Source organism: Streptomyces sp. NPDC104814 (assembly GCF_055583185.1).
Window position 1 is genome coordinate 260,305 of record NZ_JBVJOL010000003.1, and the last position, 12,851, is coordinate 273,155.

The 12,851-nt window shown below is 71.9% G+C and carries 14 protein-coding genes and 1 tRNA gene; 8 read left to right on the forward strand and 7 right to left on the reverse strand.

What is annotated here, in order from left to right; translation table 11 throughout:
* Positions 1–82 precede the first annotated feature (82 nt).
* Both ACZ64A_RS14280 and ACZ64A_RS14285 read left to right on the forward strand, forming a co-directional pair.
* The gene (locus tag ACZ64A_RS14280) at positions 83–1,885 is read left to right on the forward strand and encodes a tetratricopeptide repeat protein (RefSeq protein ID WP_469810477.1); all 1,803 of its coding nucleotides are present in this window, start codon (positions 83–85) and stop codon (positions 1,883–1,885) included.
* A gap of 62 nt (positions 1,886–1,947) precedes the next feature.
* A tRNA-Met gene (locus tag ACZ64A_RS14285) sits at positions 1,948–2,021 on the forward strand.
* A 171-nt stretch (positions 2,022–2,192) separates the two neighbouring features.
* Here ACZ64A_RS14285 and ACZ64A_RS14290 read toward each other — a convergent pair.
* Entirely contained in the window at positions 2,193–2,609 is a 417-nt protein-coding gene (locus ACZ64A_RS14290; RefSeq protein ID WP_469810479.1) for a Fur family transcriptional regulator, read from the reverse strand.
* A gap of 144 nt (positions 2,610–2,753) precedes the next feature.
* Here ACZ64A_RS14290 and ACZ64A_RS14295 point away from each other — a divergent pair, with 144 nt between their 5' ends.
* Entirely contained in the window at positions 2,754–4,208 is a 1,455-nt protein-coding gene (locus tag ACZ64A_RS14295) for a catalase (RefSeq protein ID WP_469810480.1), read from the forward strand.
* Positions 4,209–4,271: 63 nt separating this feature from the next.
* On the opposite strand, the gene ACZ64A_RS14300 is transcribed toward ACZ64A_RS14295, so the two are convergent.
* Together ACZ64A_RS14300 and hisN are read right to left on the reverse strand one after the other, a co-directional pair.
* Positions 4,272–4,664 (reverse strand): CBS domain-containing protein, encoded by a 393-nt coding sequence (locus ACZ64A_RS14300; protein ID WP_469810823.1) that lies wholly within the window; start codon positions 4,662–4,664, stop codon positions 4,272–4,274.
* A 151-nt stretch (positions 4,665–4,815) separates the two neighbouring features.
* Positions 4,816–5,616 carry a histidinol-phosphatase gene (gene hisN / locus ACZ64A_RS14305; protein WP_469810482.1) on the reverse strand — a complete coding sequence of 267 codons (801 nt, stop codon included), beginning with the start codon at positions 5,614–5,616 and terminating at the stop codon, positions 4,816–4,818.
* A gap of 146 nt (positions 5,617–5,762) precedes the next feature.
* Here hisN and ACZ64A_RS14310 point away from each other — a divergent pair, with 146 nt between their 5' ends.
* Positions 5,763–6,371 (forward strand): TetR/AcrR family transcriptional regulator, encoded by a 609-nt coding sequence (locus ACZ64A_RS14310; RefSeq protein ID WP_469810483.1) that lies wholly within the window; start codon positions 5,763–5,765, stop codon positions 6,369–6,371.
* Between the two features lie 87 nt (positions 6,372–6,458).
* On the opposite strand, the gene ACZ64A_RS14315 is transcribed toward ACZ64A_RS14310, so the two are convergent.
* The 4 genes from ACZ64A_RS14315 to ACZ64A_RS14330 all read right to left on the reverse strand — a co-directional run bounded on the left by ACZ64A_RS14315 (position 6,459) and on the right by ACZ64A_RS14330 (position 10,015).
* The gene (locus ACZ64A_RS14315; protein WP_469810484.1) at positions 6,459–6,782 is read right to left on the reverse strand and encodes a DMT family transporter; all 324 of its coding nucleotides are present in this window, start codon (positions 6,780–6,782) and stop codon (positions 6,459–6,461) included.
* A gap of 98 nt (positions 6,783–6,880) precedes the next feature.
* Positions 6,881–7,891 carry a ribosome small subunit-dependent GTPase A gene (gene rsgA, locus ACZ64A_RS14320; RefSeq protein WP_469810485.1) on the reverse strand — a complete coding sequence of 337 codons (1,011 nt, stop codon included), beginning with the start codon at positions 7,889–7,891 and terminating at the stop codon, positions 6,881–6,883.
* Between the two features lie 9 nt (positions 7,892–7,900).
* A complete protein-coding gene (aroA, locus tag ACZ64A_RS14325) occupies positions 7,901–9,217 on the reverse strand; it encodes a 3-phosphoshikimate 1-carboxyvinyltransferase (RefSeq protein WP_469810486.1) in 1,317 nt (438 codons plus the stop codon).
* A 75-nt stretch (positions 9,218–9,292) separates the two neighbouring features.
* Complete coding sequence (locus ACZ64A_RS14330) at positions 9,293–10,015, reverse strand: M50 family metallopeptidase (protein ID WP_469810488.1); 723 nt, start codon at positions 10,013–10,015, stop codon at positions 9,293–9,295.
* A 49-nt stretch (positions 10,016–10,064) separates the two neighbouring features.
* Here ACZ64A_RS14330 and ACZ64A_RS14335 point away from each other — a divergent pair, with 49 nt between their 5' ends.
* From ACZ64A_RS14335 to rsrA, 4 genes are all read left to right on the forward strand, one after another.
* On the forward strand, positions 10,065–10,880 hold the full coding sequence (locus ACZ64A_RS14335; RefSeq protein ID WP_469810489.1) for an SOS response-associated peptidase: 816 nt from the start codon (positions 10,065–10,067) through the stop codon (positions 10,878–10,880).
* A gap of 1 nt (position 10,881) precedes the next feature.
* Positions 10,882–11,511, forward strand: coding sequence for an alpha/beta hydrolase family protein (locus ACZ64A_RS14340; protein WP_469810491.1), 630 nt, complete (start codon positions 10,882–10,884; stop codon positions 11,509–11,511).
* 258 nt (positions 11,512–11,769) lie between these two features.
* The gene (locus ACZ64A_RS14345; RefSeq protein WP_361631164.1) at positions 11,770–12,465 is read left to right on the forward strand and encodes a sigma-70 family RNA polymerase sigma factor; all 696 of its coding nucleotides are present in this window, start codon (positions 11,770–11,772) and stop codon (positions 12,463–12,465) included.
* Positions 12,462–12,764, forward strand: coding sequence for a mycothiol system anti-sigma-R factor (gene rsrA / locus ACZ64A_RS14350; RefSeq protein ID WP_366839367.1), 303 nt, complete (start codon positions 12,462–12,464; stop codon positions 12,762–12,764). Before ACZ64A_RS14345 ends, rsrA begins: the two co-directional genes overlap by 4 nt.
* Positions 12,765–12,851 lie beyond the last annotated feature (87 nt).

Here is a 12,851-nt window from a genome sequence, read left to right on the forward strand (position 1 = left end):
CTGTGGGCATGTCGACAAAACGCTGAAGTGACCTCACGGACTGCGGTATACCGGGTGTACCCAGGTTGCAGGTGGTGCGACGATGGACGTTATGGGGGACAAGGCAACTCTGTTCGAGACAGGGCGATTTGTTCAGCCTTCGGGCGATGAGGACGAGGGCGGGGCCGCGGAGGAACTGCGCCGGCGCCTCGCCGCGGAGGCCGGCGACATCGAGGCGATGAGCGTCCTCGGTGCCATGCTGCTGCGCCGCGGCGACCTCGACGGAGCCGAATCCCATCTGCGCGCCGCCACCGCCGCGGGCGACCGTGCCGCCGCCAACAACCTCGGTGTCCTGCTGCACCAGCGCGGATACGCCGACGAGGCCGCCGGATGGTGGCGGATCGCGGCCGTCGCCGGTTCCGCGGCCGCCGCGCACGCGCTCGGCAGGCACCACCGCGAGCGCGGCGACGAGCCCGCCGCCGAGTACTGGCTGCGCCAGTCCGCCGAGCAGGGACACGTGCTGGGCGCCTACGCGCTCGCCGACCTGCTGGAGCACCGGGGAGACGCCGAGTCCGAGCGGTGGCTGCGGGCCGCGGCCGAGCGCGGCCACCGGGAGGCGGCGTACCGGCTGGCCAGGGCGCTCGACGCGCGTGGCACGCGGGAGTCCGGCGACGACAACGGTGTCGGCCCCGCCGCCGAGGCCGAGCAGTGGTACCGGCAGGCCGCAGCCCGCGGTCACCGGCGGGCCGCGCTGCACCTCGGGGCGATCCTGGAGAAGCGGGGCGAGCTGAAGGAGGCCGGCCGCTGGTACCTGACGTCCGCGAAGGACGGTGAGCCGCGCGCCGCGTGCGCGCTCGGCTTCCTGCTGCGCGACGCCGGCGACTCCGACAGCGCCGCCGCCTGGTGGCTGAAGGCCGCGCAGGAGGGCGACGGCAACGCCGCCAACGCGCTGGGCGCGCTGCACGCCGAGCGCGGGGAGACGCAGACCGCCGAGCGCTGGTACCGGGCTGCGATGGACGCCGGTGACGTCAACGGCGCGTACAACCTCGGGCTGCTCTGCGCCGAGCAGGGGAGGACCGCCCAGGCCGAGCAGTGGTACCGGCGCGCCGCCTACGCGGGGCACCGGGAGGCGGCGAACGCGCTGGCCATCCTGCTGCTGCGGGGCGGGGACGAGACCGGGGCCGAGCCGTGGTTCTCCAAGGCGGCGGAGGCAGGGAGCGTGGACGCCGCGTTCAACCTGGGGATTCTGTACGCCGGCCGGGGCGAGGACGCGGCCGCGCTCCGGTGGTACGAGCGGGCGGCGGCGGCCGGGCACACCGAGGCGGCGCTGCAGGTCGGTATCGCGCGCCTCAGGGACGGAGACGAGCCGGAGGCCGAGCGGTATCTGCGGTGCGCGGCGGGAGGCGGCAGCGCGGAGGCGGCGTACCGGCTGGCCGCGGTGCTGGACGCGCGCCGGCCGCCGGTGCCCACGCACGAGCTGGGCGAGTCCCTGCAGTCGCTGCACGAGAAGACCGAGTGCGAGGAGTGGTACGAGCGGGCGGCGTCCCAGGGGCACCGGCGGGCGCAGGTGCGGGTCGGGATGCTGGCCGCGGCGCGGGGCGACGTCGTCGAGGCGGCGCGGTGGTACCGGGAGGCGGCCGAGGCCGGGTCGCGCAACGGCGCGTTCAACCTGGGGCTGCTGCTGGCGCGGGAGGGGAGCGAGCCGGAGGCGGCCCTGTGGTGGACGCGGGCCGCCGACGCCGGGCACGGGCGGGCGGCGTTGCGGCTGGCCCTGGTCTACGCGCGTCGTGGCGAGCTGGCCGAGGGGCAGCGGTGGGCCGACCGCGCGGTGTCCCTGGGGCCGGGGGAGGTCGCCGAGAGGGCGGCGCGACTGCGCGACGCGCTGCGCGAGGAACTGTCGGCGTGACGCCGGCCTGCGGAAGCGATTTGCTTCTGTCCGCTTCCTTGACGTAGTGTTCCATTCATCGACGCGGGGTGGAGCAGCTCGGTAGCTCGCTGGGCTCATAACCCAGAGGTCGCAGGTTCAAATCCTGTCCCCGCTACTGAAGGCCGAGGGCCGGAAGCCGAAAGGTTTCCGGCCCTCGGTGTTTTCTTGCCTTCGGCGCTTCCCGTCGTCGGCGCTTTCCCACGGCCCGGCGCAGACGCCGGAGCCGGTTCACGGCAGAGAAGAACCCCGGTACGGCATCCGTACCGGGGCTCTCGTAGGCGTACTGCTACGCGCTCGCGCAGTTCGGGCACAGGCCCCGGTACGTCACCTCGACGTCGGAGACCGTGAAGCCGAACCGCTCGGTGTCGGGGAGGTCGGACAGCGGGTTGCCCGTAGGGTGCACGTCCTTGATCGCGCCGCAGTGGGCGCAGACCAGGTGATGGTGCGGCCGGTGCGCGTTGGGGTCGTACCGCTTGGCGCGTTTGTCGGTGCTGACCTCGAGCACCTCGCCCAGGGAGACCAGTTCGCCGAGCGTGTTGTACACGGTCGCCCGGGAGATCTCCGGCAGCTTGGCGACGGCCCTGGCGTGCACCTCGTCGGCCGTGAGGTGGACGTGCTCGCCGTCCAGGACCTCGGCCACGACACGCCGCTGCGCGGTCATCCGCCATCCGCGGCCGCGCAGCCGTTCCAGAAGGTCGCTCATGGAGACCAGCCTAACAGCAAGGGGACCAGGTTCCGAATAGGTGTGAAGTTGGAGTCCCACTTGACTTAGACATTGTCCAATGTAGGATCGGCTACGGCTTTGGCCAAGGGACAGGAAAAGACGGACGTTACGCAGGAGGCGCTCGTGACCACGGGACCGCTCACGACGGAGGCCGGTGCTCCGGTAGCCGACAACAACCACAGCGAGACCGCGGGCGTCGGCGGCCCGGTGCTCGTCCAGGACCAGCTCCTGCTCGAGAAGCTGGCCCACTTCAACCGCGAGCGCATCCCGGAGCGCGTGGTGCACGCCCGAGGCGCCGGCGCCTACGGCACGTTCAAGGTGACCGCTGATGTCACGCCGTACACGCGGGCGGCCTTCCTCTCCGAGGTGGGCAAGGAGACCGAGGTCTTCCTGCGCTTCTCCACGGTGGCCGGCAACCTCGGTGCCGCCGACGCGGTGCGCGACCCGCGCGGTTTCGCGCTGAAGTTCTACACCGAGGAGGGCAACTACGACCTCGTCGGCAACAACACCCCGGTGTTCTTCATCCGGGACGCGATCAAGTTCCCGGACTTCATCCACACCCAGAAGCGCGACCCGTACACCGGGTCCACGGAGGCGGACAACGTCTGGGACTTCTGGAGCCTGAGCCCGGAGAGCACGCACCAGGTCACCTGGCTCTTCGGTGACCGCGGCATCCCCGCCTCCTATCGCCACATGGACGGCTTCGGCTCGCACACCTTCCAGTGGAACAACGAGGCCGGCGAGGTCTTCTGGGTCAAGTACCACTTCAAGACCGACCAGGGGATCAAGAACCTCACCGCCGAGGAGGCCGACCTCCTCGCGGGCAAGGACCCCGACTCCCACCAGCGCGACCTGCGGGAGGCGATCGAGCGCGGCGAGTTCCCGAGCTGGACGGTGTACGTCCAGATCATGCCGGCGGCCGACGCGGCGACGTACCGCTTCAACCCGTTCGACCTGACCAAGGTGTGGCCGCACGGCGACTACCCGCTGACCGAGATCGGCAAGCTGGAGCTCAACCGCAACCCGCGGAACATCTTCGCCGAGGTCGAGCAGTCGGTCTTCTCGCCGGCCCACTTCGTGCCCGGCATCGGCCCGTCGCCCGACAAGATGCTCCAGGGCCGCCTGTTCGCATACGGCGACGCCCACCGCTACCGCGTCGGCATCAACGCCGACCACCTGCCGGTGAACCGCCCGCACGCCACCGAGGCGCGCACCAACTCCCGTGACGGCCTCCTGTACGACGGTCGCCACGGCGGCGCGAAGAACTACGAGCCGAACAGCTTCGGCGGGCCGCAGGAGACCGGACGCCCGCTGTGGGAGCCGCTCGGCTCCCTCGCCGGCGGCACCGGAAACCACCCGGCGCCGCGCCACGCGGAGGACGACGACTTCGTACAGGCCGGCAACCTCTACCGGCTGATGACCGAGGACGAGAAGGAGCGCCTGGTGGGCAACCTGGCCGGCGCCCTCTCGCAGGTCTCGCGCGAGGACATCGTCGAGCGCGCGATCGGCAACTTCCGCCGGGCGGACGCCGGCTTCGGCAAGCGACTGGAGGTCGCGGTGCAGGAGCTGCGCGGCTGACCTGCCGGTTCGTGGACGGCCGACGGGCCGGGTTCCCTCGCGGGGCCCGGCCCGTCGGCGTGCTCAGGCGGGGATGCGCTCGCGGGCCGGTGCCCAGCAGCGGATGATGTCGCGGACCGAGACGATGCCGGCCGGCTCGTCGCCGTCCAGGACGATCAGATGGCGGAAGCCGCCGTGCGCCATGGCGCGGGCCGCCTCTTCCAGCGTCCAGGCGGGGGCCGCGAACACGACGTCCGTCGTGGTGTGGTCGTCGGCCCGTTCGGTGTCCGGGTCCTGGCCCAGACCGATCGAGTTGAGGATGTCGCGTTCGGTGAGGATGCCGATGCCGCCGGCGTCGGGGTCGTGGACGACGGCCGCGCCGACGTGGCGGGCGGACATCAGAGCGGCTGCCTGGCGGAGAGTGTGGTGCGGGCCGATGGTGAGGACCACCGTGGTCATGGCGTCGCGGACGAGCATGGTCTGGAGCCACCTCCTGGAGTCGCCCCGCTGCTTGTTCATGAATTCACAAGTTCACAAGCGGGGGGACTCTCAGAGTGGCAGGTAAAGCGGGGGTCAACAAGAGGGCGCGTGCGGCCCGTTGGGGGCGCGCACGCTCACCTCGGGTTTCTCAGTAGCGCCCGTTCAGATACCCCAGCAACTCGTCGTGCAGCAGGCCGTTGGACGCGGCCGCGTTGCCGCTGTGCGGGCCCGGGCGGCCGTCGAGGCCGGTGAAGGTGCCGCCGGCCTCGGTCACGACGATCGCATTGGCGGCCATGTCCCACAGCGACAGCTCGGGCTCGGCGCAGATGTCGACCGCGCCCTCCGCGACCAGCATGTACGGCCAGAAGTCGCCGTACGCGCGCGTGCGCCACACCGCGCGGGTCAGGTCCAGGAAGCCGTCCAGGTGGCCCCGCTCCTCCCAGCCGGAGAGCGAGGAGTAGGCGAAGGAGGCGTCCGAGAGCCGCGAGACGCCGGAGACCTTCAGGCGCGTCGCCTGGGAGAGGCTGCGGCCGGTGTATGCGCCGTGCCCCTTCGCGGCCCACCAGCGGCGGCCGAGGGCGGGGGCGGAGACGACGCCGACGACGGGCTGGTAGCCGCCCTCGCCGGCTTCCATCAGCGAGATCAGCGTGGCCCAGACCGGCACACCGCGGACGTAGTTCTTGGTGCCGTCGATCGGGTCGATCACCCAGCGGCGGGGGCCGGTGCCCTCGATGCCGTACTCCTCGCCGAGGACCGCGTCGCGAGGCCGGGAGCGGGCGAGGTGGCCGCGGATGATCTCCTCCGCCGCCTTGTCCGCTTCGCTGACCGGGGTCATGTCCGGCTTCGTCTCCACCTTGAGGTCGAGCGCCTTGAAGCGGTCCATGGTGGTGGCGTCGGCCGCGTCGGCGAGGACGTGGGCGAAGCGGAGATCGTCGAGGTAGTCGGGCATGTGAGGAACGGTAGTCGGCCGGGTGCGGGTGGGACCACCTGGGTCCGTCAGCCGGAACACCCGGCGGCGGACGGCCGCGTGCACACCCTTGACAGTGCATACAGGCCCGTCAAACCTGGGCGCAGAGTCGGTCGCCCTAGGGAGCGATGATGCCTGCTGCGAGGGAATCCCTGCTGGAGGCCGCGTTCGCGGCGGTGGCGCGTCGGCCGTGGCCGGCGGTGCGGATGGTGGACGTGGCCGCCGCGGCGGGAGTGTCCCGGCAGACGCTGTACAACGAGTTCGGCAGCAAGGAGGGGCTCGCGCGGGCGCTCGTCAGAAGAGAGGCGGACGCCTACGTCGCCGGCGTGGAGCGCGCCCTCACCGCAGGCGGCGAGGCGACGGAGCGGCTGGCGGCCGCCGCCGAGTGGACGGCGTCGGCGGCCCGCGACAACCCGCTGCTGCGCGCACTGCTCACCGGCTGCTGGAGCGAGCGGCTGCCCACGCCACCCCTGGACGCGGTGCCGTCCACCTCGGCCGTACCCGCGCAGCGTCGCGCCGACGGGCCGCTGCCCTCGCCCGGCGACCTCGTGGCGCTGGTGCGCGACCGTGCCGTCGCCGCGCTGTCCGCTCCCGGCACGGCCAGGACGGACGCGGCCCAACTGGCCCGCTCCTGTGAACTGGCGGTCCGGCTCGCGCTGTCCTGCATAGCCGCCCCGCCCACCGAGGGGCACCTCACCGAGCTGGTACTCGCCGTCCTGCCCCGACAGGCCGCATGAGCCGGGCTGTCCCGGCAGTCCGCCTGAGCCAGGCTGCCCCGGCAGCTCCCATGAGCCAGGCTGTCCCGGCAGCCACCTGAGCCTTCGTCAGTGCGCGGAGCCGGACAGCTGGAGGCCGATCACGCCTAGGATGACCAGGCTGATGGAGACGATCTTCAGCGTGGACACGAGGTCGCCGAGGAAGACCATGCCGTAGATCGCGGTGCCGGCCGCGCCGATGCCGGTCCACACCGCGTAGGCCGGGCCCACGTCGAGCTTCTTCAGGGACAGGGTCAGCAGGCCGAAGCTGCCGAGCGCGAAGCTGGCGAACGCGATCGTCGGCCAGAGGCGGGTGAACCCGTGCGAGAGCTTCAGGCACACGGCGAAACCGGTCTCCAGAATCCCGGCCACTATGACCAGCAGCCACGCCATGTGCTGTCCTCCCGTTGATCCGGATCTCCGGCTCGGTGCGATTATGCACTTACCGAACCCGAGCCCCGGCAAACAACGCGGACGACCGCGGCAGCGGCTCAGTCGCCTTCCGTGCGCTCCCGCGTGGACAGCAGCCGGCGCAGCGAGTACAGCCGGGCCGGGTCGGCGTGGCCCTCGGCGACCCACGCGTCCAGCGCGCAGTCCGGCTCGTCGTGGCTGCACGCGCGCGGACAGCCCTCCGTACCGGCCTCCAGATCGGGGAAGGCGTGGATCACCCGGGAGGGGTCGATGTGCGCGAGCCCGAAGGAGCGCACGCCGGGGGTGTCGATCACCCAGCCGTCCCCGCCGGCCAGCGGCAGCGCCAGCGCCGAGGTGGTGGTATGCCGGCCACGGCCGGTCACCGCGTTGACATGGCCCGTCAGGCGGCGGCGCTCTTCCGGCACCAGCGCGTTGACCAGCGTCGTCTTGCCGACGCCCGAGTGGCCGACGAACGCCGTGATCCGCCCGTCCAGCTCCGCGCGCACCCGGTCCGCGGCACCGCCGTTCTCCAGCTCCTCGCGGCTGGTGACGACATAGGGGATGTCCAGGTCGCCGTACAGCTCCAGGAGCTTGTCCGGCGGGGCCAGGTCCGACTTGGTCAGCACCAGCAGCGGCTCCAGGCCGCCGTCGAACGCGGCGACCAGGCAGCGGTCGATCAGGCGCGGACGGGGTTCCGGATCGGCGAGCGCGGTCACGATGGCCAGCTGGTCGGCGTTGGCGACGACCACCCGCTCGAACGGATCGTCGTCGTCCGCCGTACGACGCAGCACCGACGTGCGCTCCTCGATGCGCACGATCCGGGCGAGCGTGTCCTTCTGGCCGGTCAGGTCACCGACGATCGCCACCCGGTCGCCGACCACGGCGGCCTTGCGGCCCAGTTCGCGCGCCTTCATCGCCATGATCGTGCGGCCGTCGACGAGGCAGGTCAGCCGGCCCCGGTCGACGGTGAGGACCATGCCCTCGGCGGCGTCCTCGTGCTTGGGCCGGATGCTGGTGCGCGGCCTGCTGCCCCGGCGTCCGGGGCGGGTGCGGATGTCGTCCTCGTCGGTGTGCTTGCCGTAGCGGCGCATGGTGAACCCCTACGCCCCGAGCATCCCGGTCCACAGTTCGGGGAATTCCGGCATGGTCTTCGCCGTCGTCGCCACGTTCTCGATCTCCACGCCCGGAACAGCCAGGCCGATGATCGCACCGGCCGTCGCCATGCGGTGGTCCTCGTAGGTGTGGAAGACACCGCCGTGCAGCTTGCGCGGGCGGATGTGCAGGCCGTCTGCGGTCTCGGTGACGTCGCCGCCCAGCTCGTTGATCTCCTTGGTCAGCGCGGCCAGCCGGTCCGTCTCGTGCAGCCGCAGATGGGCCACGCCGCGCAGCGTCGAGGGGGAGTCGGCGAGCGCGGCGACCGCCGCGATGCCCGGGGTCAGCTCGCCCACCTCGCCGAGGTCGACGTCGATGCCGTGCACCGAGCCGGAACCGGTGAAGACGAGGCCGTAGTCGGTCAGCTCACAGGAGCCGCCCATCTCGGTGAAGATCTCCCGCAGCCGGTCGCCGGGCTGGGTGGTGCGCTCCGGCCAGTCGGGGACGACGACCCGGCCGCCGGTGACCAGCGCCGCCGCCAGGAACGGCTGCGCGTTCGACAGATCCGGCTCGATGGTCAGGTCGCGGCCGAGCAGGGCGCCCGGCGTCACCCGCCACACGTTCGGCTCGCCGCCCGACTCCGGGGTGTCCACCTGGGCGCCGACCGCGCGCAGCATGTCCACGGTCATCTGGATGTGCGGCATGGAGGGCAGGGTGGCGCCGGTGTGCCGGACCTCCACGCCCTGGTTGAAGCGCGGCCCCGACAGCAGCAGCGCCGAGACGAACTGCGAGGACGAGGACGCGTCGATCTCCACTGCACCGCCGTCCAGGGCGCCCCCGCCGTGCACGGTCATCGGCAGCGCGCCCCGGCCGTCGTCGTCGATCCGCGCACCGAGCACCCGCAGCGCGTCGATGACACCGTGCAGGGGACGCTCGTACGAGCGGGGGTCGCCGTCGAAGCGGATGGGGCCGTCGGCGAGCGCGGCCACCGGCGGCAGGAACCGCATCACCGTGCCGGCGTTGCCGACGTCGACCGTGGCCGGGCCGCGCAGCCCGGTGGGCAGCACCCGCCAGGCCTCGCCGGTGCCGTCCGGGCCGACGCCCTCCTCGATCTCCACACCCATCGTGCGCAGGGCCCCGGCCATGAGCAGGGTGTCGCGCGAGCGCAGCGGGCGGCGCAGCCAGCCCGGCTCGGAGGCGAGGGCGGCGAGCACCAGGGCACGGTTGGTGACCGACTTGGACCCGGGCACGTGGACCGTCGCGTCGACGGCTCCGCTCGCGTGCGGGGCGGGCCAGAGGGCGGTGTGTGCGGGGTTCGGGGCCATGGGGCCACTTTATAAGGAGCGGCGAGGTGGAGGTCGTCGCGAGCACCCCTCGTCAGGCGGTACGGCGGCCCGCCGTCACCACCCCAGCAGCCAGCGCCCCCCGCCGATCAGCGAGCACAGCGACACCGCGTGGAACAGGAACAGCCACACTCCGGCCGGGGCGTGCGTCAGCCGGGACAGCTGGTCCGCGTCCGAGTCCCCGGCGCCGCCCCGGCTCCGCTTCGCCTGCAGCTCGAAAGCCGGGCGCACGCCGCCCAGCAGCAAAAACCACACCACCACGTAGGCGAACGCCGCCTGCACCTGCGGTCCCGCGAGCCAGGAGACGACGACGAAGGTGCCACCCGTAAGGAGGACCGTCAACGCGCCGTACGCATTGCGGATCATCACCAGCATCGCCACCAGCAGAGCCGTCGCCACCCACAGCAGCAGCGTGATCCGGCCCGTGGCGAGCAGGGCCGCGCCGCCCAGGCCGAGCAGCGGGGGAGCGGTGTACCCGGCGGCCGCGGTGAGGATCATGCCGAGGCCGTACGGCTTGCCGCGGCTCACCGTCAGTCCGCTGGTGTCGGAGTGCAGCCGGATGCCGGTCAGCTGCCGGCCGGTGAGCAGCGCGACCAGGCCGTGGCCGCCCTCGTGGGCGATGGTGATGGCGTTGCGGGATATCCGCCACAGGGTGTGCGGGACGACCACGGCCAGCGCCGCGACCATGGTGGCCAGCACCACCCACAGGTCCGGGTCGGGCTGGGTGCCGGAGAGCCGGTCCCAGAGGTCGGGCAGCGCGGTGGCGGCGAGGTGGTCCATGGGGGGAAGTGGCTCCTCTGCTGGTGGGGAGTCTGGCAGGCTGGCACGTATGTGCGGACGGTTTGCATCGAGTCGTAGGCCCGAGGATCTCGCAGGAGTCTTTGAGATCGAGACGTGGGAGCCGGAGGAGACCCTGGCACCCGACTACAACGTGGCCCCGACCAAAGAGGTGTACGCCGTCCTGGACCGCCCCCTCAAAGACGTCCCGGACCCGCGTCCGGTTCGGCAGCTGCGGAAGCTGAGGTGGGGGCTCGTGCCGTCGTGGGCCAAGACGCCCGAGGGCGGCGCCCGGATGATCAACGCGCGGGCCGAGACCGTGCACGAGAAGCCGTCCTTCCGCCGCGCGTTCACCTCGCGCCGCTGCATCGTGCCCGCCGACGGCTACTACGAGTGGGTCACCGGCGAGCAGGAGCGGGAGCTGGAGGTCGAGGGGAAGCGGAAGCGGCCGCGCAAGCAGCCGTACTTCGTGCTGCCGGCCGACGGATCGGTGTTCGCCATGGCCGGGCTGTACGAGTTCTGGCGCGACCGCACCCTGCCCGACGACCACCCTCAGGCCTGGTGGGTGACCTGCTCGGTCATCACCACGGAGGCCGAGCAGACCCCGCTCGCCCTCGCCCCCGACCAGGGCCCGCGCTCGCTCGCCGACATCCACCCGCGGATGCCGCTGATGCTCACCCCGGACCGCTGGGACGCCTGGCTGGACCCCGCCCGCACCGATCCCCACGAGCTGCGGGAGCTGCTCGCGCCGCCGCCCGCCGGGCTGATGCGCGCCTATCCGGTCTCCACGGCCGTGAGCAACGTGCGCAACAACGGCGAGGAGCTGCTGAAGGAGCTTGCGGCGCCGGAAGAGGGCACACTCTTCTGACGTGACCACCGAGATCATCAGCACCGACGCGGGGGACGCCCGCATCACCTGGCACACGGCGAAGAAGGCACGGCTGGTCCTGGCCGTGAGCCACGGCGCCGGCGGCGGCATCGAGGCCCGGGACCTCCAGGCGCTCGCCCGGGTGCTGCCCGGGCAGGGGGTGAGTGTCGCTCTCGTCGAGCAGCCCTGGCGGGTGGCCGGGAAGAAGGTCGCGCCCGCGCCGAAGACGCTGGACACCGGCTGGCGGGGCCTGTGGCCCGCGCTGACCGCGCCCGGCCTGCCCGTGATCTCCGGCGGACGCAGCGCGGGGGCGCGCGTGGCCTGCCGTACCGCCACGGAGCTGGGCGCGCACGCCGTGCTCGCGCTGAGCTTCCCGCTGCACCCGCCGGGAAAGCCGGAGAAGTCCCGCGCCGGGGAACTGCTCGGCGCCGGGGTGCCGACCCTGGTCGTGCAGGGCGGCAACGACCCGTTCGGCAAGCCCGGGGAGTTCCCCGACGGGTCGTACGACCTGGTCGAGGTGGCCTCCGGCGATCACGGGTTCGCCGTGCCCAAGCGGGCGGAGATCACCCAGGAGCAGGCGCTGGAGATCATCACCGACGCCGTCGTGCGGTGGGCCGCGTCACTGGCCTGAAACCCTCGGGAATGTGGGACGGACGGTCGCTGTTGAGGCGGACAGAAGTGCTGGGGAACCAGCGCCGACGCCGTAGGAGAGGAAGTCCGCCGCATGGGTTCGACCTTTTGCCCGAGCCGCAGCAGCCGTGCCGACCTGGACTGGACGGTGCTGCACGCGGCCAAGACCGCTCCTATTCGAGCGGCGGCAGGCACGGGTCGTCGTCTATCCTCCGATTCGGGTGGGACCGGTTTCGGCCGCCCGACGACGTTTGAGGAGGTGGGTCCGGTTCCCGGTACCGACGCAGGGACCGACAACGGCCAGACGGGGCTGCCCGAGGGCCAGGGCGCCGGCGCGGACGCGAGCACGGAGACGACCGCCGAGCGCACCGCGCGCTTCGAGCGGGACGCCCTCGAATTCCTCGACCAGATGTATTCGGCCGCGCTGCGCATGACGCGCAACCCGGCCGACGCCGAGGACCTGGTGCAGGAGACGTACGCCAAGGCGTACGCGTCCTTCCACCAGTTCCGCGAGGGCACCAACCTCAAGGCGTGGCTGTACCGGATCCTCACCAACACGTTCATCAACTCCTACCGCAAGAAGCAGCGTGAGCCCCAGCGCTCCGCCGCGGAGGAGATCGAGGACTGGCAGCTCGCGCGTGCCGAGTCGCACATGTCGACGGGTCTGCGCTCCGCTGAGTCGCAGGCGCTCGACCACCTGCCCGACTCGGACGTCAAGGAAGCGCTGCAGGCGATCCCCGAGGAGTTCCGCATCGCCGTCTACCTCGCGGACGTAGAAGGCTTTGCGTACAAGGAGATCGCGGACATCATGGGGACACCCATCGGTACGGTGATGTCCCGGCTGCACCGGGGCCGCCGTCAACTGCGTGGCATGCTCGAGGACTACGCCCGCGAGCGCGGACTGGTCCCGGCCGGCGCCGGAGAGTCGAACGAAGCGAAAGGCTCGGGCTCATGAGCTGCGGAGAGCCGCACGAGACGGACTGCAGTGAGGTCCTCGACCACCTGTACGAGTTCCTCGACAGCGAGATGCCGGACGTCGACCGCGACAAGTTCAAGCAGCACTTCAAGGAGTGCTCGCCGTGCCTGGAGAAGTACGGCCTGGAGCAGGCCGTGAAGAAGCTGGTCAAGCGGTGCTGCGGTCATGACGACGTGCCGACCGACCTGCGCGCCAAGGTCCTCGGCCGGCTCGACCTGATCCGCTCCGGGCAGGCCGTGCCCGAGCACGACGTCACGGCCGCGCCGCAGGAGTCCTGACCCGCCCTGCCGTCACCCGAATGTGCTAATCCGCGGGTCTTACGCCCGCGGAGCCCCCTGACACCGCCCTAGGCTCCGAAGCCTGGC